General features: G+C 44.9%; 20 protein-coding genes. 15 read left to right on the forward strand and 5 right to left on the reverse strand.

The window, feature by feature from the left end; all coding sequences use genetic code 11:
• Window positions 1-8 precede the first annotated feature (8 nt).
• Genes AACQ79_RS01575 through tatC form a run of 5 tightly spaced genes read left to right on the forward strand, consistent with a single transcriptional unit; the run spans window position 9 to window position 3757 of the window.
• Window positions 9-614, forward strand: a complete 606-nt coding sequence (locus AACQ79_RS01575; protein WP_069212131.1) for a ubiquinone biosynthesis accessory factor UbiJ — start codon at window positions 9-11, stop codon at window positions 612-614.
• Window positions 611-2245, forward strand: a complete 1635-nt coding sequence (gene ubiB, locus AACQ79_RS01580; protein WP_088721435.1) for a ubiquinone biosynthesis regulatory protein kinase UbiB — start codon at window positions 611-613, stop codon at window positions 2243-2245. Before AACQ79_RS01575 ends, ubiB begins: the two co-directional genes overlap by 4 nt.
• Before the next feature lie 51 nt (window positions 2246-2296).
• Complete coding sequence (tatA, locus tag AACQ79_RS01585; RefSeq protein WP_010319841.1) at window positions 2297-2533, forward strand: Sec-independent protein translocase subunit TatA; 237 nt, start codon at window positions 2297-2299, stop codon at window positions 2531-2533.
• A 3-nt stretch (window positions 2534-2536) separates the two neighbouring features.
• The gene (gene tatB, locus AACQ79_RS01590) at window positions 2537-2944 is read left to right on the forward strand and encodes a Sec-independent protein translocase protein TatB (RefSeq protein WP_013855639.1); all 408 of its coding nucleotides are present in this window, start codon (window positions 2537-2539) and stop codon (window positions 2942-2944) included.
• Between the two features lie 60 nt (window positions 2945-3004).
• Complete coding sequence (gene tatC / locus AACQ79_RS01595; protein WP_088721434.1) at window positions 3005-3757, forward strand: twin-arginine translocase subunit TatC; 753 nt, start codon at window positions 3005-3007, stop codon at window positions 3755-3757.
• Between the two features lie 296 nt (window positions 3758-4053).
• Here the strand turns inward: tatC and AACQ79_RS01600 are convergent, their stop codons facing one another.
• Entirely contained in the window at window positions 4054-4815 is a 762-nt protein-coding gene (locus tag AACQ79_RS01600) for a TatD family hydrolase (protein ID WP_088721433.1), read from the reverse strand.
• Window positions 4816-5003: 188 nt separating this feature from the next.
• Here AACQ79_RS01600 and hemB point away from each other — a divergent pair, with 188 nt between their 5' ends.
• The 4 genes from hemB (at window position 5004) to AACQ79_RS18350 (ending at window position 9819) form a co-directional block, all read left to right on the forward strand.
• A complete protein-coding gene (gene hemB, locus AACQ79_RS01605) occupies window positions 5004-6050 on the forward strand; it encodes a porphobilinogen synthase (RefSeq protein WP_026027224.1) in 1047 nt (348 codons plus the stop codon).
• Between the two features lie 583 nt (window positions 6051-6633).
• Window positions 6634-6801: a hypothetical protein gene (locus AACQ79_RS01610; protein WP_156117117.1), complete on the forward strand. Its 168-nt coding sequence runs from the start codon at window positions 6634-6636 to the stop codon at window positions 6799-6801.
• Entirely contained in the window at window positions 6785-9577 is a 2793-nt protein-coding gene (gene polA, locus AACQ79_RS01615; RefSeq protein ID WP_029189929.1) for a DNA polymerase I, read from the forward strand. The genes AACQ79_RS01610 and polA overlap by 17 nt, the downstream gene beginning before the upstream one ends.
• A 194-nt stretch (window positions 9578-9771) precedes the next feature.
• A complete protein-coding gene (locus tag AACQ79_RS18350; RefSeq protein ID WP_438356636.1) occupies window positions 9772-9819 on the forward strand; it encodes a hypothetical protein in 48 nt (15 codons plus the stop codon).
• 510 nt (window positions 9820-10329) lie between these two features.
• Here AACQ79_RS18350 and yihA read toward each other — a convergent pair.
• Window positions 10330-11037, reverse strand: coding sequence for a ribosome biogenesis GTP-binding protein YihA/YsxC (gene yihA / locus AACQ79_RS01620; RefSeq protein ID WP_017048504.1), 708 nt, complete (start codon window positions 11035-11037; stop codon window positions 10330-10332).
• 167 nt (window positions 11038-11204) lie between these two features.
• Here yihA and AACQ79_RS01625 point away from each other — a divergent pair, with 167 nt between their 5' ends.
• The 5 genes from AACQ79_RS01625 to hemN all read left to right on the forward strand — a co-directional run bounded on the left by AACQ79_RS01625 (window position 11205) and on the right by hemN (window position 15255).
• Window positions 11205-11822: a c-type cytochrome gene (locus AACQ79_RS01625; RefSeq protein ID WP_013855644.1), complete on the forward strand. Its 618-nt coding sequence runs from the start codon at window positions 11205-11207 to the stop codon at window positions 11820-11822.
• Between the two features lie 216 nt (window positions 11823-12038).
• Window positions 12039-12677, forward strand: coding sequence for a class I SAM-dependent methyltransferase (locus AACQ79_RS01630; RefSeq protein WP_013855645.1), 639 nt, complete (start codon window positions 12039-12041; stop codon window positions 12675-12677).
• Window positions 12677-13231 carry a Der GTPase-activating protein YihI gene (gene yihI / locus AACQ79_RS01635; protein WP_013855646.1) on the forward strand — a complete coding sequence of 185 codons (555 nt, stop codon included), beginning with the start codon at window positions 12677-12679 and terminating at the stop codon, window positions 13229-13231. Before AACQ79_RS01630 ends, yihI begins: the two co-directional genes overlap by 1 nt.
• Window positions 13232-13239: 8 nt before the next feature.
• Window positions 13240-13728, forward strand: a complete 489-nt coding sequence (locus AACQ79_RS01640) for a DUF2489 domain-containing protein (RefSeq protein ID WP_013855647.1) — start codon at window positions 13240-13242, stop codon at window positions 13726-13728.
• A 138-nt stretch (window positions 13729-13866) separates the two neighbouring features.
• Entirely contained in the window at window positions 13867-15255 is a 1389-nt protein-coding gene (gene hemN / locus AACQ79_RS01645) for an oxygen-independent coproporphyrinogen III oxidase (protein ID WP_047690293.1), read from the forward strand.
• Between the two features lie 65 nt (window positions 15256-15320).
• On the opposite strand, the gene ilvY is transcribed toward hemN, so the two are convergent.
• Window positions 15321-16211 (reverse strand): HTH-type transcriptional activator IlvY, encoded by an 891-nt coding sequence (gene ilvY, locus AACQ79_RS01650; protein ID WP_013855649.1) that lies wholly within the window; start codon window positions 16209-16211, stop codon window positions 15321-15323.
• 143 nt (window positions 16212-16354) lie between these two features.
• On the opposite strand from ilvY, the gene ilvC reads away from it, so the two are divergent.
• Window positions 16355-17839: a ketol-acid reductoisomerase gene (ilvC, locus tag AACQ79_RS01655; protein WP_013855650.1), complete on the forward strand. Its 1485-nt coding sequence runs from the start codon at window positions 16355-16357 to the stop codon at window positions 17837-17839.
• 192 nt (window positions 17840-18031) lie between these two features.
• Here the strand turns inward: ilvC and ubiK are convergent, their stop codons facing one another.
• A complete protein-coding gene (ubiK, locus tag AACQ79_RS01660; RefSeq protein ID WP_010319855.1) occupies window positions 18032-18283 on the reverse strand; it encodes a ubiquinone biosynthesis accessory factor UbiK in 252 nt (83 codons plus the stop codon).
• A 122-nt stretch (window positions 18284-18405) separates the two neighbouring features.
• Entirely contained in the window at window positions 18406-21528 is a 3123-nt protein-coding gene (locus AACQ79_RS01665; protein WP_013855651.1) for a multidrug efflux RND transporter permease subunit, read from the reverse strand.

Below are 21528 nucleotides of genomic sequence, written 5' to 3' on the forward strand. Positions count from 1 at the left end.
GATTGGGCATGCCGTTTGAGCCTTTAGTTACCGCCGCGATTGAGACCACACTCAACACCTTAATTCAAGACGATCCTGAGTTGGTGCGCCGATTATCACGCCTGAAAGGGCAAGTCATCCAAGTGCATCTCAAAGAGTTCAATAAAACGCTGACCTTCATTTTTAGCCAGCAAATTGATGTGTTAGCGGCTTACGAAGGCGAGTCGAATTGCTACCTGTCGCTCAATGTTTCCATTTTGCCCGAGCTACGCGAGCAAGCGAACATCACCCAACTGATCAAACAAGATAAGTTGGTGCTGGAGGGCGATATTCAACTGGCGCAAAAATTTGCCCAGTTGATCACCGATTGCAAGCCGGATGTTGAAGAGTGGTTGTCACGCCTGACGGGCGATGTGCTGGCTCACGCTTTAGTGCAGGGTGTGAAAGACATAGGCCAAGCGCTGCAATCACAACGAAGCAAGCATCAAAACCATCTCAGCCAAGTGTTAACGGAAGAGTGGTGTTTATTGCCCAGCTCGCTCGAGGTGGCTTATTTTTGTGACCAAGTGGATGATCTCAATAGCCAAGCGGCGCGTATCGAAGCCAAAATTCAACACTTGTTGGAGCAAGCATGACGCCAACTGAACTCAAGCGGTTGTACCGAATTATCAAGGTACAATTGGAATATGGTCTAGATGAACTGTTGCCAGAACATCAACTCACCAAAGCGCCAATATTAGCGCGCAAAGGATTGTTCTGGATTAAAAATCAGCATGCGGACAAACCATTAGGTGAGCGCTTGCGCTTAGCCTTGCAAGAGCTTGGTCCAGTGTGGATTAAGTTTGGTCAGATGATGTCAACGCGGCGTGACCTGTTTCCATCGCACATCGCAGACCAACTTGCGTTACTGCAAGATAAAGTCGCTCCGTTTGATGGTGTACTTGCTAAAACTCAGATGGAAAAAGCGTTGGGCGGCGCTTTAGAAACTTGGTTTGATGAATTTGATATTGAACCACTTGCTTCTGCGTCGATTGCTCAAGTCCATACCGCCAAACTCAAATCATCTGGCCGGGAAATCGTACTCAAGGTGATTCGGCCAGATATTCGGCCAGTGATTGATGCCGATATCAAACTCATGTATCGCATGGCGAAAATTGTTGCCAAAGCATTACCTGAAGCAAGGCGACTGAAGCCCGTTGAAGTGGTACGTGAATACGAAAAAACTCTCCTTGCTGAACTCGACCTACGCCGAGAAGCAGCCAACGCTATTCAACTGCGTCGTAACTTTGAAAATAGTGAAGAGTTATACATTCCAGAGATAATTCCTGACTTTAGTAATGAAACTGTCATGGTTTCTGAGCGAATATACGGCATTCAAGTTTCTGATATTGAAGGTTTAGCGGCCAACGGCACTAATATGAAGTTGCTTGCTGAACGCGGGGTGAGCGTGTTCTTTACCCAAGTGTTCCGCGACAGTTTTTTCCATGCCGATATGCACCCGGGTAATGTCTTTGTTAATCCCGCGCATCCTGACAATCCACAATGGATTGGCTTAGATTGTGGTATTGTCGGTACCTTAAACAGTGAAGATAAACGTTATTTAGCCGAAAACTTCTTAGCTTTTTTCAACCGAGATTACCGCCGAGTGGCACAATTGCACGTTGATTCTGGTTGGGTTCCACGTGAAACCAACATCGATGAATTTGAGTTTGCTATTCGCGTGGTCTGTGAGCCAATTTTTGCCAAGCCATTGTGCGAAATCTCATTTGGTCATGTGTTGCTAAACTTGTTTAACACGGCTCGTCGCTTCAATATGGAAGTGCAGCCGCAATTGGTCTTGCTGCAAAAAACGTTATTGTATGTCGAAGGGTTAGGGCGTCAGCTTTATCCTCAATTGGATTTGTGGCAAACCGCTAAACCATTTTTAGAAAAATGGATGATGAACCAAGTTGGGCCGCAAGCGTTTATCCGCGCAGTGAAAGAGCGAGCTCCGCTTTGGGCTGAAAAATTACCTGAATTGCCAGAGCTGCTTTACGATAGCCTCAAACAAGGTAAAGCAATGAACCAAAGGTTGGATCAGTTGTACCAAGGTTATCGAGCCAGTAAGCGTCAACAGGCAACAGGAAAGTTTTTATTTGGTATTGGCGCCACTTTGGTCGTATGCTCGGCGATATTAGTGACCAGTGCTTATCAGCCGTTTGCAATAACCAGTGCGATTGCAGGTGTTGTATTTTGGCTACTCAGTTGGAGTGCTTACCGTCGTTAAGCGGTCTTTTATTTGAAATCAATTTGTTGAGAAATTCCTGAGGTGTAGAGAATGGGTGGTATCAGTATTTGGCAACTTCTAATTATTGCCGTAATTGTTGTATTACTATTTGGAACCAAGAAACTGCGTGGTATCGGTAGTGATCTCGGTGGTGCGGTTAAGGGGTTCAAAAAGGCGATGAGCGATGAAGAGCCTGCCAAGAAAGACGCAGATTTTGAACCTAAAAATATAGAGCAGCAGAAGACAGAAGCGACTGCCGAGACTAAAAAAGATAAAGAGCAGGCCTAACACGTGTTTGATATCGGTTTTTGGGAGCTGGTATTAATATCGGTTGTCGCGTTGGTCGTTCTTGGCCCTGAGCGTTTACCTCATGCTATTCGCAGTGTGGCAAAATTTGTTAGCACGGCAAAGAACATGGCGAACAGTGTCAAAGATGAATTAGCACATGAGCTCAAAATTCAAGAGCTGCAAGAAAACTTGCGTAAAGCAGAGCAAATGGGGATGGAAAATTTATCTCCAGAGCTGAAATCTTCTGTGGATCAGCTCAAGCAGGCTGCGCAAGATGTACAACGCCCTTATGCGAACTCATCGCCCTCTGAAACAAAAACAGAGCACGATGAACAAAGCGTTGAAGTGATTCCCGCTACAACGATTTCGTCGCCTGAAACGGCCGATAAGAAAGCCGACTCATCTCTGTAGGAGGAGTTATTGCTACCACTGTAACTCCTCCTCTTATGCTCTATTTATACGAGGTTCGATATGTCTTCCGTTGAGCAGACACAGCCTTTAATCAGTCACTTGCTAGAGCTACGCGATCGTTTATTGCGTTCAATAGCTGCGGTGATCGTGATTTTTATCGGCTTAGTCTATTTCTCTAGCGACATCTACGATTTTGTCTCCAAACCATTGGTTGAGCGTTTGCCTGAAGGGGCGACGATGATTGCGACCGATGTTGCCTCGCCCTTTTTCACGCCACTCAAACTTACTTTAATCGCGTCCGCTTTTCTCGCGGTGCCTTTTATCCTTTATCAAATCTGGGCCTTTGTCGCTCCAGGTTTGTATAAGCATGAACGCCGTTTAGTCATGCCATTGATGTTTTCAAGCTCATTGTTGTTCTATTGCGGTGTGGCGTTTGCGTACTTTGTGGTATTTCCACTGGTGTTTGGCTTTTTTACGGCCATCTCTTTAGGCGGTGTTGAGTTTGCAACGGACATTGCCAGTTATCTCGATTTTGTGCTTGCGCTCTTTTTCGCTTTTGGTATCGCCTTTGAGGTTCCCGTCGCCATCATTTTACTGTGTTGGACGGGGGCGACGACGCCGAAAACCTTGAGTGAGAAAAGGCCTTATATCGTGGTTGGGGCATTTGTGGTGGGTATGTTACTGACGCCGCCTGATATGGTGTCGCAAACCTTGCTCGCCATTCCGATGTGTTTATTGTTTGAGGTTGGACTTTTCTTTGCTCGTTTTTATGTGCGCAAAGATGAGGAAGAGCAGGAAGATGAAAGTCATTAATACATGAAAAAAGCGGCGAATAGCCGCTTTTTTTGTACCTATGATAGTGGACTATTTAGATAGTGGACTATTTAATCTTCAAAAGATAACCGCACTGAGAGCATCGATAGACTTCCTTGATGCCCAGAAGTTTTTGCCAGAAGGTTCGATGTTGACGTTGTAAGTGATTACCATGTTCACACATATTAGCCACGTTTATGTATTAAAATTTTGCCGCATACTATAGTGTTTGGGTGATTATTTTTGTGACATATATCACGCTGATGTGTATGTCACTCTATCTATAGTTCTATAAATTATAATTTAAACAGTGAGTTAGCATTAGTGTTTGTAATGTTATTCACTTCAACCAACGAGAGTTCGGTGAGTTCTGCGATGCGTTTGGCAACTAGCGTTGTGTAAGCTGGTTCGTTGCGCTTACCTCTGTGAGGGGCAGGGGCTAAATAGGGACAATCTGTTTCTAGCAGAACAAAGTTCATATCGAGATGCGGTAATACTTTATCCATACCGCCATTTTTAAACGTTGATACACCACCAATCCCAAGATGAAACCCTAGCTCATTAATTGCTTTAGCTTCTTCAAGCGTGCCGCCAAAACAGTGGAATACACCGCTAAGTGAGCCATCTTGCTCTTTTTCCAGCAGTTGTAGAGTTTGAGTGATGGAATCACGGGTGTGGATGACAACAGGCAAATCGCGTTCTTTGGCCCAACTAAGTTGAGTGACGAAAGCCATCTCTTGTTCGGGCTGAAAGGTTTTGTCCCAATACAGATCAATGCCAATTTCACCAATGGCGATAAAGGGGTGTTTATCTAGCCAAGATTCGATAACCGTTAGCGTTTGCTTCACATTTCCATCCACATAGCATGGGTGCAGCCCCATCATCGATCGGCAAAGTTCAGGGTAAGCCGCTTCTGTTTTAAGCATAGGCTCAATGGAGGCAAGATCGATATTGGGCAACAAAATAGCCTCAATGCCTTGCGCCTTAGCGCGTTGCACGACCTCATCTCGATCGTGATCAAATTCAGTGGCATAAATGTGAGCGTGAGTGTCAATCATGGTGTATCTCGATAAACAGAGAATGGGAGAACAGTATACGGAAGTGTGAGCCTGAGGTCATTTTTCTGATTTTTGTCGATTGGCGCTAGCGTCAAAAAGCGAGAGTGATATGATTTCGCCACACTTGAGCGATAGCGGTAGTGAAGAAAGAATGCTTTCTCACACCGCGTATAAACAAGGAGAAGAGAGTGTCAGTATCCATTCAAGGTCAGTTCCCAGGGCGTCGCATGCGTCGCTTACGCAAGCATGATTTTAGCCGCCGTTTGATGGCTGAGAATCAGTTATCGGTTAATGATTTAATTTATCCCATGTTTATTTTGATGGGTAAAGATCGCCGCGAGCCAGTGGAGTCTATGCCCGGTATTGAGCGTCTCTCTATCGACTTAATGCTCGAAGAAGCGCTGTATTTGGCTAATCTCGGCGTGCCAGCCATCGCACTTTTTCCAGTGGTTAATCAAGATGCTAAAAGCTTGTGTGCTGCTGAAGCACATAATCCTGACGGCTTAGTGCAACGTGCGGTGAAATTATTAAAAGAGCATATACCACAAATGGGTGTCATTACCGACGTCGCGCTGGATCCTTTCACGACCCATGGCCAAGATGGCATCATCGATGAAAGTGGCTATGTGATGAATGATGAGACCACCGAGGTGTTGATAAAACAAGCGCTGTCTCACGCTGCAGCCGGTGCCGATGTGGTTGCCCCTTCCGATATGATGGATGGACGAATTGGTAAGATCCGCGAAGCGCTTGAAGAGGCGGGTTTTATTCACACACAGATCATGGCTTACTCTGCGAAATACGCGTCATGTTATTACGGTCCATTCCGCGATGCGGTTGGTTCCTCTTCGAACCTGAAAGGGGGAGACAAGAAAAACTATCAGATGGATCCGGCCAACAGCGATGAAGCCATGCACGAAGTGGCGATGGATATCAATGAAGGGGCTGACATGGTGATGGTGAAGCCCGGCATGCCATACCTTGATGTGGTGCGCCGCGTGAAATCTGAATTACAAGTTCCTACGTTTGCGTATCAAGTGTCTGGCGAATATGCGATGCATAAAGCGGCCATTTTAAATGGTTGGCTCAAAGAACGTGAAACCGTAATGGAGTCATTATTGTGCTTTAAACGCGCTGGGGCAGACGGCATTTTAACCTATTTTGCTAAAGACGTTGCGCAGTGGCTGGCAGAAGATAACGCCAAAACGGCACAATATTTACATCAAGACAACTAAGTTGTGAATTTAGACAGGGGAGCGAATTTTTCTATCTATTTGAAAATAAATCAAAAAAAGATTTCATGAAATAGATGGGTAGGTGTTTTTAGCATGATTAGAAAATAAATGAGATTTTTTCTCATTTAGGGGTTGATAATTAAATGAGAATCATTATTATTAACCATGTCTTAGGGAATGGCGAAGTTCACAAGGACGTCGAGTTTACGATTAACGAATTGCTAGGTGTTAAAAGTAACAAGACAAATTGGCGACGAACTTGCGCAAGTTCTTTTTGACACGACATTGCTCACATTGCTTCCAGTGTAATTTATAGCTTTATCGTAAGGCTGAATGAATCACTTCACTTAGTTTTACCTGTTTTTGCTAGGCGACATCCTCGGGTGTCGCTTTTTTTATCGCTCATTTTCAAGAGGATGCTTTTGTTGTGAATAAAAGGCCATCGATAGTCTTTTCCACAATCAATGATCGTAAAAAGATCATAATAGGAATGTTCGATCTTTGTTTTATTCATTTATAAACAATAAGTTAATACCATTGTTTTCCTCGTTAATCACTGTTTAATAACCAGTGGATAAAAACTATGAACAGAGTTATCCACAGAATGTCATTTGCGGTGGTGGACAAATCAGCAAAATGTTTCGTTGCTCAAGGTGCATTGGCGTGGAATCCTCAAGACAGTCATGGCATCCTTAGTCATTACATTTCGTACTCGCTTTGGATTGCAAAAGACTATGGCTCGCATACCTGACAACCCGTTCATTCTGATTGATGGCTCTTCTTACCTTTACCGTGCATTTCATGCCTACCCAGGCACCATGAGTAATGGCGAAATTCCAACTAATGCTGTCTATGGCGTGGTCAATATGCTCCGTAGCATGATGCGCCAGTTTTCCGCTGAGCGTATGGTGGTTATTTTTGACGCGAAAGGAAAAACCTTCCGCGATGATATGTACCCACAATACAAAGCTAACCGTCCACCAATGCCTGATGATCTACGTTGTCAGATTGAGCCGTTGCACAATGTTATCCGTGCGATGGGGCTACCGCTGATATCGATTGAAGGTGTCGAAGCCGATGACGTGATTGGTACGCTAGCCTCTCAAGCATCACAAGCCGGCATGCCAGTGCTGATCAGCACTGGTGATAAAGACATGGCACAGCTGGTGGACGAGAATGTCACCTTGATCAATACCATGACGAATGTGGTACTTGACCGTGAAGGGGTGATTGAAAAATTCGGTATCCCTCCTGAGCTTATCATCGACTATCTGGCTTTGATGGGCGATAAAGTCGATAACATTCCTGGTGTACCGGGTGTCGGTGAGAAAACAGCGATTGCGTTACTACAAGGCATTGGCAGCCTAGAGCAAATTTACGATAACCTCGATAAAATTGCGCAATTGGGTTTTCGAGGCTCTAAAACCATGGCGCAAAAACTGGCGGATAACCGTGAAAACGCTTTTCTCTCTTACCAATTAGCCACCATCAAGCTGGATGTCGCTTTGGAAGAGAAACCAGAAACCTTGTGCAAAACCCAGCCCAATATTGATGAGTTGATTAAACTTTATGGTCAGCTCACGTTTAAATCTTGGTTAACAGAATTGCTGGATGGTGGTAATGGGGTGATTGACGCTGATGAAAAAGTGGGTGCGGTAAACACTTCTTCTTCACAAGCAAGGGAGATGGATACAACCGCCGCCACGATTGATCGCAGCCAATATCAAACCATTTTAGATGAAGAGACATTTAATACTTGGTTAGAAAAACTGAAAGCGGCAGAAGTGTTTGCGTTTGATACGGAAACCGACAGCCTCGATTATATGGTAGCGAATTTAGTTGGCCTCTCTTTTGCGACCGAAGAGGGCGTTGCAGCGTATGTTCCTGTTGCGCATGACTATCTTGACGCACCAAAGCAACTGGACCGTGATTGGGTACTCGCCCAACTTAAACCCATTTTAGAAGATGAAAGCCAAGCCAAAGTGGGGCAGAACCTAAAATACGATGCCAGTATTGTTGCGCGTTACGGTATCAATATGAAAGGCATCAAGCACGATACGATGCTCGCATCTTATGTGTACAACAGCGTCGGTGGCAAACATGATATGGACAGTTTGGCGCTACGATTCTTGCAACACAGCTGTATTTCATTCGAACAGGTGGCGGGAAAAGGTAAAAACCAGCTGACCTTCAACCAAATCGAACTTGAGCAAGCGGCACCGTACGCTGCGGAAGATGCTGATGTGACTTTGCGACTTCATCACCGTTTGATGAGTCATATTGAGCAAGATGAGAAGCTCAATCGCATCTACCAACAGATAGAAGTACCTCTTGTTCCCGTGTTGTCACGTATGGAACGCACAGGCGTGATGATTGATGATATGTTGCTTGGTGCGCAATCGCATGAAATCGCTGCTCGTTTAGAGCAACTAGAACAGCAAGCGTTTGATATCGCGGGTCAACCTTTCAACCTAAGCTCACCAAAACAGCTGCAAACCATTTTGTTTGAACAGATGGGGCTACCGGTGATTAAGAAAACGCCAACAGGTACACCTTCCACCAATGAAGAAGTACTGCAAGAGTTGGCACTCGACGGTTATCCTCTGCCTAAAGTGATCATTGAACATCGTGGTTTAGCTAAGTTGAAATCAACCTATACCGATAAACTGCCTAAAATGATCAACCCAACCACAGGGCGAGTGCATACCTCGTATCACCAAGCTGTAACCGCCACTGGTCGTTTGTCTTCAACCGATCCAAATTTGCAAAACATTCCGATCCGTAACGAAGAAGGACGCCGGATCCGTCAAGCCTTTATCGCTCCTCATGGCTGGAAAATTCTGGCCATCGATTACTCGCAAATTGAGCTGCGGATTATGGCGCATTTGTCCGGCGATAAAGCGCTGCTTGAAGCATTCCAGCAAGGGAAAGATATCCATGCAGCGACCGCGGCTGAAATTCTTGGAGTGAGTATTGAGCAAGTCAGCAGTGAGCAACGTCGACGTGCGAAAGCGGTTAACTTTGGTTTGATTTACGGGATGAGCGCCTTTGGTTTAGCTAAGCAGCTCGGCATTCCTCGTTATGAAGCCCAAGAATATATGGATAAATACTTTGAGCGTTATCCTGGCGTGATGCAATACATGGAAGATACACGCTCTACGGCTAGTGAACTTGGCTATGTTGAAACTTTATTTGGTCGTCGTTTGCATCTGCCTGAAATTAAATCGCGTAATGGGATGCGCCGCAAAGCCGCTGAACGTGCCGCGATCAATGCTCCAATGCAAGGTACGGCGGCGGATATCATCAAAAAAGCGATGCTATTAGTCGATGCTTGGATTGAGGAGCATGGACAGGGACGCGTTAAACTCTTGATGCAAGTGCACGATGAACTGGTGTTTGAGGTGCAAGAGACGGCTTTAGCCGAAATTGAAATTAAAGTACAACAATTGATGGAATCAGCGGCAACGCTAGCGGTGCCATTGGTCGCGGATACTGGTCATGGAGACAACTGGGATCAGGCGCATTAGTTGTTTTTTGAGCAGAATTAGCTAATTTATATGAGCCGACGCACAAATGTCGGCTTTTTTATGGCCTAGAAACAAGTGTTCTTGATTTTAAACTTTGTGTTGTTTAATAAAATTTTCATGAAAAAAAACTACAAAAATAGTTTTCATTTCTGACCATTTGTTATACATTAACTCTCGTAGGGTACAGAGGTAAGATGTTCTATCTTTCAGACCTTTTGTTTCACGTTATTGGATTAGGCTGATTCAGCCGCCCCAGTCAGTATTTGACTGGGGCGTTTTTTATTGGGCCAAAGAAAATATTCATCACTGTTTTTTACGAGAATTTAGGTGATAAAAACACACTATTCTATTGCTGAGTAGTTACTTTATTTCTTTTATAAACACCCAATTCTGTAACTGGCTAACAGTCACACTTTGATTATTTCTAATGAGAAATCAAGTTCGCCTCAAACGCAAAGAATATGTTTAAATATCATTAGTATTCATTATGTTATGTTGATTTTATTGGGATGAGCCAGAGGAGTGTTCTGTGGGTGAGTGAATTGATGACTCTTTGACCTATTGAAAAGTTGGAGGGATTAAGGAATGCTTAGCAAAACAATAATAAATTACCTCCTACTTCTCTCCCGTTGCCCCACCAGGATGGTGGGGATTTTTCTTTTTACCATTCGCATTTGGATTTAAAGCCTATAAAAAAGCCCCACGATTAGGTAGGGCTCTGTTGGAGTCACGATTTTTAGTGTTCTACAGAATTAGTGTTGTGCAGAATGGTCTGGATTCTCTTCTATCTCTTCTAAGTGAGTTGAATCACACTCATCCATCTCTTCCACTGTTTCTTGCTCAGCTAAATGTGCGAGTGCGGGTGCAAACCACGTATCCAATTTATTACGCAGCACATCGACGCCTAAGCCTTTCAATGATGAAAAAGCATCGACAGTGACATCGCCGCCAAAAGAGCGCGCCTCTTCACGAATTTTTAGCACTTGAGCTTTACGTGCGCCACTTTTTAGCTTGTCCGCTTTAGTCAGTAGTACTAGTACTGGGATGTAGCAATCGACAGCCCAAGAAATCAATTGTTGGTCGAGATCTTTCATCGGATGGCGAATGTCCATTAGCACAACCAGCCCTTTTAAGCTTTTGCGCTTTTGTAGGTATTCACCTAATGATTTTTGCCATTTTTTCTTCAGTTCCAAAGGAACTTGAGCAAAACCATAGCCCGGTAAATCCACAATATGACAACCTTCAGTGACTTTAAATAGGTTGATCAGTTGGGTTCGACCCGGAGTTTTACTGGTTTTAGCCAAGCTCTTCTGATTCGTTAAGCGATTCAACGAACTCGACTTACCTGCATTGGAGCGTCCTGCAAACGCAATTTCGATCCCTTCATCATCAGGTAGATGACGAATGTCAGGCGCACTGGTAATGAAATGCGTGTTTTGATAATGAATTTTTACGCTCACTGTTAACTCCATCTCGACTTTGTGTAGTCGATTGATTACTTTTTTGTGAAATTGTGTAAAATAACCGTGCTCGGCATAAGGTCGCCTATTGTACCATGAGTCGCCACTGAGAGTGAGTAGCAACTGCAAAGTGGTACTGGAAGCTTGATAATTATAAATGGAATGTCATGAAGAAATTAGCGCTAATCTTGAGTCTTTTAGCCAGCTGCTCAGTGTGGGCCCAAGGCAGCATTGAAGCTGGTAAAGCAAAATCCCAAACGTGTGTTGCCTGTCACAGTGCTGATGGCAATAGTCTACTTACAATTTATCCTAAAATTGCTGGTCAGCATGAGAAATACATAGAGAAGCAATTGCATGATCTCAAGCTGGGAATGACAAGCGGTGGCAAACAAGGTCGTTACGATCCCGTAATGAGTGCCATGGCGATGCCTCTTAGCGACGAAGATATAGCTGATCTTGCAGCGTATTTTGCATCACAAACTATTTCAGCGAACTCAACGCCTGAAGACGTTGCAGTGAAAGGAAAAGCACTTTATAGCGCAGGTGATGCAGAGCGTGGTTTAACCGCTTGTATTGCGTGTCATGGTCCACGTGGTAATGGTACTGAGCTTTCAGGTTTCCCTAAAATTTCTGGTCAGCATGCTGACTACATCAAAGCTCAACTGCAAAAATTCCGCGATGACGCTCGTAATAATGATATGAATGCCATGATGCGTGATGTCGCGAAAAAGCTCAGCGACACTGACATCGAAATACTTTCTAAATACGTTGGCGGCCTTCACTAAACCCTACACCGTTCGAGCACTGTTGTTTGAAAACGCCTTAGCACTGAGCTAGGGCGTTTTCTTTTGTGCTGAAGAAAACGTAATTTTTTGCTCAATGATCGGCTTACCTATCGCTTTTTTTATCTTTTTTTGCCTAGCTGGTGAAAAAATACGCGCTGACTCTCCACTCTAATGCCACTTTCTGGTATGTTGCGCATCCCTGTTTGAGGATGTTACATGCACATTTGCCCATTATGTTTTAGTGAACAAATAGTTCCTTATTTTGCCGATAAAGTTCGCCCTTATCTGCAGTGCCAACACTGTGCACTTGTGTTTGTTAGTCCTGAACATCGTCTTGACGAAAAAGCGGAAAAAGCATTTTATGATTTGCATGAAAATAACCCGCAGGATAGGGGTTATCGCCAGTTTTTGTCACGCGTTTGTGCGCCGATGTTGGAGAGGCTTTCTCCGGCATCTAACGGGTTAGATTTTGGTTGTGGGCCGGGGCCAACCTTATCCATTATGTTGGAAGAGGCTGGGCACACAATGTCGTTATACGATATCTTTTTTCATCCAGATGAAAAGGTGTTGCAGGCGACCTATGATTTTATGACTGCCACTGAAGTGATTGAGCATTTACATAAGCCGCACCAAGTTTGGCAGCAATGGTTAAATTTAGTTAAGCCAGGAGGCTGGATTGGGTTAATGACCAAACTAGTCAAAGACGTGGAGGCGTTTGCTGGGTGGCACTACAAAAATGATCTCACACATGTGATCTTTTTTAGTCGTGAAACCTTCCAGTACTTGGCCAAGCGGGATGAGCTTGAACTTGAATTTATTGGTAATGATGTAATTTTACTGAGGAAACCCCAGTAATGAGCCGTAGTAAAAAATCGAGAAAACCGGGTTCAGCCGGTGAAGGCGACGTGATTGTCACGCGTAATCGCAGTGAGGCAGATGTTGAAGGCCGTTTGCGTAAGCGAGTTAAAAAACAGAAAGGTCTGAAAGCGGGTAGCCGCCATTCCGATGGTTCAGATCAGCAGCAGCGAGAAGCCGCTAAAGCGCGCGATCCACGTTTAGGCAGCAAGAAAAAAATTCCTCTGGTGGTTGAGCCAGCGAAGAAAATGACCAAGCAAGAGCGTCGTTTGTCGGCTGAGCAAGAGCTCGAAATGCTGGAAAATGATGCGCAATTGAACGTGTTGCTCGATCGTATTGATAATGGAGAAAACCTAGGTGCCGGCTTGCAAAAATACGTTGATGAGAAACTCGATCGTATTGAAGCACTGATGAAGCAACTTGGTCTGTATGCTGAAGAGCAAGAAGATGTTTTCGAGCCAATCGTGACTGGCGGTAGTGCCAAAAAATCACGTTCAGATGATGATTTATTATCAGATTTTGAAGGCTTCGACCTAAATGATTTAAAAGGATAGAAAGTGCCATGAATGTAACCTTGTTAGCCATTGCTGGTGGAATCATTATTCTCGGCTTAGCGTCTTACGCTGGTTACCTTCTGCTGCAACTGAAAAAGCAAAAGGATTTGCAGCTTCAACATCAAACATTGGCCATTGAAAAACGCAATGCAAATATTTTTGATAGCGTAAATACGCTTTGCATGGCTGGGATTCAAGGCCAATGTGATCTCTCCGAGATCAGCATCCGTGTCTACTGCATTATGGATTATGTTCAAGGCGAACAGAGAATCGACTTTGATAGTTCGTATCCCGCTATTTCCGAACTGTATTATATAGTGAAGGATATGCCGCGTGGCGAAGAGCGCAGCCAACTCGCTAAACAAGAGCGAATGAAGCATAACTTAGTGCGCCAAAAGGCGGAGGCCCGTTTAATGGATGCGATTGTTGAAGAGTTAAAAGTTCTGCAAAAACGCATTGCCCCTTTGAATAGTCAAATTCCGATTCAAATGATGTAATGGCTCGACTGCCTCTTTCGAGTGAGTGATCGCGTTAGCAGTTTAGAACATTTATACACAAATTTCGTTTTGTCACCCGACGTCCATCATTGTCATGTGGCAAAATAGCCCGTCAAAGTTTCGAACGGAAAGCACAGCATGTCTTCGCAAGTCGTACCCAGCCAACAGATCGTATGGGATCAAGCTGTTTTAGATAAGTATAACTATTCAGGCCCGCGTTATACCTCTTATCCTACAGCACTTGAATTCCATGAAGCATTTACTATTGCCGATTATGATATGGCGTGTGCCCAATACCCTGACAGGCCACTTTCGCTTTATATTCATATCCCGTTTTGTCACAAACTTTGTTACTACTGTGGTTGTAATAAGGTGATTACCCGTCATTCGCATAAAGCTGACGACTATTTGGATGTGCTCGAACATGAGATTCGCCAACGAGCCTCTTTGCTGCATGGCCGTAGAGTCACACAACTGCATTTCGGTGGCGGCACACCAACCTTTTTAACTCAATTGCAAATTAGCCGTTTAATGGCCATTTTGCGTGGTGAGTTCCGCTTTGAAAATGACGCAGAAATCAGTATTGAAGTTGATCCGCGTGAAATCGAGTTAGAGATGCTTGATCACCTGCGCAGCGAAGGATTTAACCGCCTGAGCATCGGCGTACAAGATTTCAACAAAGAAGTGCAAAAGCTGGTGAACCGCGAGCAAGATGAAACCTTTATTTTTGCTATGGCGGAACGAGCTAAACAGCTGGGTTTTCGCTCAACCAACCTTGATCTCATATACGGCTTGCCTAAGCAGACTAAAGGCTCTTTTGCTAAAACATTAGCGCAAGTGTTGGAGATGAAGCCGGGTCGATTGTCGGTATTTAACTACGCGCACATGCCGCAGCTGTTCGCTGCGCAGCGTAAGATTAAAGATGAAGATCTACCTACGGCGGAAGAAAAACTGGCCATATTACAAGACACGATCGCGACCTTAACGGGTGCTGGTTATCAGTTCATTGGCATGGACCATTTTGCTCTGCCCAATGATGAGTTGGCCGTCGCGCAGCGTGAAGGCATTTTACATCGCAATTTTCAAGGTTATACCACGCAAGGTAACTGCGACTTAGTTGGCTTTGGTGTCTCAGCCATTTCAATGATTGGGGATGCGTATGCGCAGAACCAAAAAGAGCTGAAAAAATACTATGAGCAAGTTAATGAGTTACGTCATGCACTCTGGAAAGGAGTGGCACTGGATAGTGATGACTTACTTCGTCGCGAAGTGATCAAGCAGCTTATCTGCAATTTCAAACTGGATAAAAGCCAAATTGAAGCACAGTTTAACGTGACGTTTAATCACTACTTCAAGCAAGATCTTGAGTTGCTACAAACTTTTATTGATGATGAGTTAGTGGAAGTCGATGAAAAAGAGATCCGCGTTACTTTGCGTGGGCGGTTGTTGATCCGCAACATCTGCATGTGCTTTGATAAATACTTGCGTGTTCGTGCTCGTCAGCAACAATTTTCGCGGGTAATTTAACGTCCTTACCATGAATCAAAAAGCCACTGCTCGTCAGTGGCTTTTTCTTTGAAAAGAGGGATGAGTTATGGTGTCAGGTATTTATTCGCTGCAACATCCCACAATGCTTTGATTAATGGGTTATCAAGCTGTGAGCGTTTGCAGCACACACCGAGCTGAAATGGTTTTACGGGTGCTAATTTAAGGCGCTGGATCTTATCTCTCACCGGGCTATTGTTGATCACCACATCTGGCGCAATGCCGATACCACAACCGAGCGCGACCATGCTGACAATCGCTTCATGCCCTGAGCTCTGCGCGTAAATATTGGGTTTGATCTTCATTTTTTTAAACCATGCATTGGCTCTATCTCTTGCCGTTCCCGCTTCAGGAACAATAAAAGGGACAACTGACCAATCGGGTGTGTCATTTTGCAGTTGTTCGATAAAGCTACTGATCCCGAGCGGCGCGATCACCGATAAGGGTATTTCACCAATCGTTTCAAATTCAACGCGAGCTGGTAGCTGTTCGGGCATGGCTGAAATGGCAATATCCGCTTCATCATTCAAAATCTTATCAATCGCTTGAGCAGGATCGCCAGTCAAGAGTTTGAACTCAATATACGGATGGCGAACTCGAAAATCGGACAGTAACTGAGGCAGGTGGCTATAGCTGGCGGTGACTGAGCAAAACAAGCGAATTTCCCCTTGTAATACGCTGTTTTGGTTTTTCATTTGTACGTTATATTGCTGCCACTCTGTAATGATTTTGAGTGCAACAGGAACCAGTTTACTGCCTGCTGGCGTTAGCTCAACGCTACGATTATCACGCACAAATAAGCTTTGGCTAGTTTCTTCTTCCAGCTTCTGGATCTGCCGGCTGAGCGCGGATGGGCTGATGTGCATCGCGGCGGCGGTCTTACTGAAGTTTTTACTCTCACACAGATGGATAAACATCTGCAGGTTTTTAATGTTCATAAGTTAACCACGTCACATTGCATAAATTGCAATAACTAATTGTGAATATATCACTTTAAGCAACTTGATGTCTGCTTTAGTATCAGTTTATTCGGTTCTAGAAACCGACCTGATGGAAAGAATCTTTAAAGGAGAGCGCTAACATGGCTAACTATTTCAATACCCTAAATCTACGCCAACAACTTGACCAACTTGGTCGTTGCCGCTTTATGGATCGCTCTGAGTTTGAAAGCGAAGCCGAGTACCTCAAAGGTAAGAAAGTGGTGATTGTCGGTTGTGGTGCACAAGGTTTAAACCAAGGCCTGAATTTACGAGACTCTGGCCTTGATGTCTCTTATGCATTGCGTCAAGCAGCGATCGACGAACAGCGTCAGTCCTATAAAAATGCTAAAGAGAACGGTTTTGAAGTGGGTAGCTATGAAACGCTCATCCCTCAAGCAGACTTGGTCATTAACCTAACGCCAGATAAACAGCACAGCAATGTTGTCGAAACCATCATGCCGCTGATGAAAAAAGGTGCAGCATTAGGGTATTCTCACGGCTTCAACGTGGTTGAAGAAGGGATGCAGATCCGTAAAGACATCACGGTTGTGATGGTGGCGCCTAAGTGCCCGGGAACCGAAGTGCGTGAAGAGTATAAGCGTGGTTTCGGCGTGCCGACTTTGCTTGCTGTTCACCCAGAAAATGACCCTCAAGGTGAAGGTTGGGATATCGCAAAAGCTTGGGCGGCCGGAACGGGCGGTCATCGTGCTGGCTGTTTGGAATCCTCTTTCGTTGCCGAAGTAAAATCGGACCTTATGGGCGAGCAAACCATCTTGTGTGGCATGCTACAAGCGGGTTCGATTGTGTGCTATGAGAAGATGGTAGCAGAAGGTATTGACCCAGGTTACGCAGGTAAACTACTGCAATACGGTTGGGAAACGGTAACCGAAGCGCTGAAATTTGGTGGCATCACTCACATGATGGATCGCCTATCAAACCCAGCAAAAATCAAAGCGTTTGAGCTGTCTGAAGAGCTTAAAGACTTGATGCGCCCACTGTACAACAAACATATGGATGACATTATTTCTGGTCATTTCTCTAGCACTATGATGGCTGACTGGGCCAACGATGATGCTGATTTGCTGGGCTGGCGTGCTGAAACCGGTGAAACTGCGTTTGAAAACTACCCACAGTCTGATGTACAGATCACTGAGCAAGAGTACTTCGACAAAGGTATTTTGATGATTGCCATGGTTCGTGCTGGGGTTGAGCTGGCATTTGAAGCTATGACGGCTTCCGGTATTGTTGAAGAGTCAGCTTACTATGAATCCCTGCATGAGCTGCCACTGATTGCCAACACAGTAGCACGTAAGCGTTTGTATGAAATGAACGTGGTTATTTCTGATACGGCAGAGTATGGTAATTACCTGTTTGCCAATGTCGCAACACCGTTACTGCGCGAAAAGTTCATGCCAAAAGTATCTACTGATGTGATTGGTAAAGGCCTTGGTGAAAGCTCGAATTTCGTTGATAACGCGACCTTGATTGAAGTGAACGAAATTCTTCGCAACCATCCGGTTGAGTACATCGGTGAAGAGTTGCGCGGTTACATGACAGATATGAAACGCATTGCTGTCGGTGGCTAAAGGCTAATTCACCTTCCGGTGGTTAAGAAGGGGCCGAGAGTTCGCCCCTTTTCAATGACGAGAATGATGACGTAAAGCTCCAGACTGACTGGAGAGAATAAATACAAAAGCAAACACAATATAAAACAAAAGGCTTGGTCGCCGTTGACCAAGCCTTTTTTATTGGGAAATTTTTATCTCAACCGGGCAATATTATTTGGCGGTGATTTTCGCTTCTAGCTCGGCCAATTTTTGCTCCATTTCAGTGAGCTTTTGGCGAGTACGCATCAATACTTGAGTCTGTACATCAAATTCTTCACGGCTCACCACGTCCAATTTATTTAATTGGCCTTGGATCACTTGGCGGATTTTTTGATCAACGTCGGCACCCAAATCTTTTACGGGTTGAGGCATTGAATCGTGAATTTGTTTGGCAATTTGCTCAAGTTTTTTAGGGTCAAACATAGCGGCTTACACTCCTGTCAGTTTGTCTCCATTCTAAGCAATTGAGCTGAGAATGTCGTTATTCAAGGTAAGAAAAAGGCCACTGAGGTGGCCTTTTTTGAAGCAGTCTTAATTATATTGTGTTATTTATTTTCAGCGAGTCGGCGTTGTGCTGCTTTGGCCTCGTCAACTCTGGCTAGCTTTTCGAGGTCTTTATCCTCAACAAACACAGGCAGTGGCTTATGTTTTTCGGCTAGATAGCTGTAAATTACAGGCAGTACGAATAGCGTAAATAGTGTACCAATCGCAAGACCTGCCACAATCACAATACCAATACTAAAGCGCTGAGCTGCACCTGCACCCGTTGCGTACATCAACGGGATCAAACCTGCAATCATCGCTGCTGTCGTCATTAGAATTGGGCGAAGACGCACTTTGGCTGCCTCCATCACCGCTTCGATGCGAGATTTGTTATGGTGTAGCTGCTCTTCTTTCGCCACTTCACAAATAAGAATACCGTGCTTGGTGATAAGACCAACCAGTGTAATCAACCCTACTTGCGAGTAGATGTTCATGGTTGCTGCGCCCCAAGCTAGTGCAATTAATGCTCCGCAAATGGCGAGAGGAACAGATACCATGATAACCAATGGATCTTTTAACGACTCAAATTGAATCGCCAGTACCAAGAAGATGATGGCGAGTGCCAAACCAAAGGTCGCGTAGAGTGCGCTTCCCTCAGTCACGTATTGACGTGCTTCACCCATATAATCGTGGTTGTAGCCTGCGGGCAGTTTAGTCGCGGCAACATCCTCAAACCACGTAATCGCATCACCCATTGCAACTCCTGGGCCCGGTACACTTCCGACGGTTGCCGAGTTTAGCTGGTTAAAGTGCGGCAGTGAGCGCGGCTCTGCAATCACATCAATGGTAATTAGGCTCCCTAATGGGATCATTTTTCCGTCAACGGCACGCACAAAGTAGTGATTCATCGATTCAGGGTTGAGGCGATATTTACGTTCAACCTGCGGGATCACTTCATAAGAGCGGCCATTGAGATCGATGCGGTTGACATAGCCATCCGCCATCATGGTCCCTAATGTCGTGCCAATATCCTTCATCGTGATGCCATAAACCCCAGCTTTATCTTTGTCGATATTAATTTTCATCGTCGCAGAATCGTAATTGAGGTCTAAATCGGAGTACACAAACATCGGGCTTGCTTTCACTTCTGTTAGCACTTCAGTGGCAATAGCAAACAAACTTTCAAAGCTATTGGGTGTAGTGATGACAAATTGAATTGGCAATCCAGAGCCTGCGCCGGGAAGTTCAGGCATTTGGAAGGCCGTTACGGCCATGCCTGGAATATCTTGCACTAAGGTGCCGACTCGAGTGGCAACCTCAGCTTGGCTTGCCTGGCGTTCACTCCAAGGTACCATCGAGGCAATACCAAACGCTTGGTTGGAGCTTGGAACACCGGTAAAGACTTGAGCAAACTGAACTTCTGGCTGTTCAGACAGAATCGTATTCACGTCATTCATGGTGTTTTGTAAATAGTCCAAGTTCGCATTCGAAGAACCCGTACCAATTAACATGACCACGCCTTTATCTTCAGAAGGGGCAAGCTCACTTGGAATGAATTTGAACAGCATAGGCAGGCTGGCAAACACGATTACCGCAAAGGCAATCACGACAGGACGGCGCTGCATTACTTTCTCGAGTAATTTCGCGTAGCGGTTACTCATTGAATCAAGTAATCCATGCACTTTTTGTTCAAACTTGTTGGGCTCTTCGTGCGCTTTAAGCATTTTAGAACACATCATGGGTGAAAGTGTCAGTGCAACAATACCTGAAACAAATACAGCACCAGCCAGCGTGAGTGCAAACTCTTTAAAGAGTGAGCCTGTTATGCCACCCATCATCGCTATCGGTGCATATACGGCGCCCAGTGTCAGCGTCATCGCAATTACCGGAACGGCGATTTCACGAGTACCAATAATCGCGGCACGAAATGGTGATTCACCCAGCTTAATGTGGCGGTCAACGTTTTCTAGTACAACGATTGCATCATCCACCACAAGGCCGATAGCCAATACCATCGCTAGCAGTGTCATCAAGTTCCATGAGAAGCCCATTCCCTGCATTACCATAGCAACACCAACTAAGGAGAGTGGAATGGTAACAATCGGGATGATAACGGCACGTAAAGAGCCTAGGAATAGGGTAATGACGACAAGTACGATCAAGGCGGCTTCAGCGATGGTTTTTATGACCTCGTGGATCGATTCATTGATCGCCACCGTGGAGTCATACATCACGTTCATTTCGATGTTACTTGGTAGATTACGCTTTAACTGCGGTAACAGATCCAGCACATCTTGAGCAATGTTGATTGGGTTTGCGCTAGGTGCTGCGTTGATGGCTGCTACAACCGCTTCTCGGCCGTTTGCACTTGCGCGGTAAACATCATGGCTTTTTTCTAGCGTGACGTTTGCAATATCACCTAGGCGAATAACATTGCCGTCGCCCGTTTTAACCACCAGGTTTTTCAGCTCATCGACATTTGACACTTGCGTATCGGCACTACCGTTATACAGCACGAATTCGCCAGTGGCTTGTCCTGTTGCTGATTGATAGTTGTTGGCATTCAGCACGTTCATCACATCGCCCGCAGTGAGCTGTAGTCCTGCCATTTTTGCTGGATCAAGCCAAATGCGAAGGGCGTATTTCATGCCACCATACAAGTCAATCTTAGAGACGCCGTTGACGGTGAATATTTGAGGGTTAAATACACGCTCAAGATAGTCAGTAATTTGGCTTGAACTAAGTTCATCACTAGTGAAACCAATATACAGCACCGCGGTGGTTGAGCCGGTAGACATAGTTACCGTCGGATCTTCGGCCTCTTTAGGAAGCTGTGAGCGTACCGAGTTCGTTTTTGCTAACACATCTGAAAGTGCAGCGTTGGGATCGGTATTGAGCTTCATCGTTACGGTAATCGTTGATTTACCCAATACCGAAGAAGAAGTCATATAATCAATGTTGTCGGCTTGTGCGACTGCTTGTTCCAAAGGTTGAGTGATAAAACCTTGGATTAAGTCGGCACTTGCACCGTAATAGCCTGTACTCACTGTAACAACGGTATTCGTCATTTCAGGGTATTCACGAACCTGCATTTTGAAAATAGCTTGAAAACCAAGCAGAGCTATCAAAAAGCTGATCGATACCGCGAGCACTGGACGTTTTATAAAAACATCAGTAAAACGCAT

Origin of the sequence: Vibrio sp. 3-2(1) (genome assembly GCF_963887575.1) — a bacterium.
GTDB classification, from domain to species: Bacteria; Pseudomonadota; Gammaproteobacteria; order Enterobacterales; family Vibrionaceae; genus Vibrio; species Vibrio anguillarum.

Coding starts and splice junctions, on each gene's coding strand:
- tatA (WP_010319841.1), top strand. CDS start 2,297: ATGGGTGGTATCAGTATTTGGCAACTTCTAATTATTGCCGTAATTGTT.
- AACQ79_RS01610 (WP_156117117.1), top strand. CDS start 6,634: ATGAACAGAGTTATCCACAGAATGTCATTTGCGGTGGTGGACAAATCA.
- ilvY (WP_013855649.1), bottom strand. CDS start 16,211: ATGAACATTAAAAACCTGCAGATGTTTATCCATCTGTGTGAGAGTAAA.
- ubiK (WP_010319855.1), bottom strand. CDS start 18,283: ATGTTTGACCCTAAAAAACTTGAGCAAATTGCCAAACAAATTCACGAT.
- AACQ79_RS01625 (WP_013855644.1), top strand. CDS start 11,205: ATGAAGAAATTAGCGCTAATCTTGAGTCTTTTAGCCAGCTGCTCAGTG.
- AACQ79_RS01630 (WP_013855645.1), top strand. CDS start 12,039: ATGCACATTTGCCCATTATGTTTTAGTGAACAAATAGTTCCTTATTTT.
- tatC (WP_088721434.1), top strand. CDS start 3,005: ATGTCTTCCGTTGAGCAGACACAGCCTTTAATCAGTCACTTGCTAGAG.
- ubiB (WP_088721435.1), top strand. CDS start 611: ATGACGCCAACTGAACTCAAGCGGTTGTACCGAATTATCAAGGTACAA.
- polA (WP_029189929.1), top strand. CDS start 6,785: ATGGCTCGCATACCTGACAACCCGTTCATTCTGATTGATGGCTCTTCT.
- AACQ79_RS01640 (WP_013855647.1), top strand. CDS start 13,240: ATGAATGTAACCTTGTTAGCCATTGCTGGTGGAATCATTATTCTCGGC.
- AACQ79_RS01575 (WP_069212131.1), top strand. CDS start 9: ATGCCGTTTGAGCCTTTAGTTACCGCCGCGATTGAGACCACACTCAAC.
- AACQ79_RS01665 (WP_013855651.1), bottom strand. CDS start 21,528: ATGCGTTTTACTGATGTTTTTATAAAACGTCCAGTGCTCGCGGTATCG.
- AACQ79_RS01600 (WP_088721433.1), bottom strand. CDS start 4,815: ATGATTGACACTCACGCTCACATTTATGCCACTGAATTTGATCACGAT.
- yihI (WP_013855646.1), top strand. CDS start 12,677: ATGAGCCGTAGTAAAAAATCGAGAAAACCGGGTTCAGCCGGTGAAGGC.
- ilvC (WP_013855650.1), top strand. CDS start 16,355: ATGGCTAACTATTTCAATACCCTAAATCTACGCCAACAACTTGACCAA.
- hemN (WP_047690293.1), top strand. CDS start 13,867: ATGTCTTCGCAAGTCGTACCCAGCCAACAGATCGTATGGGATCAAGCT.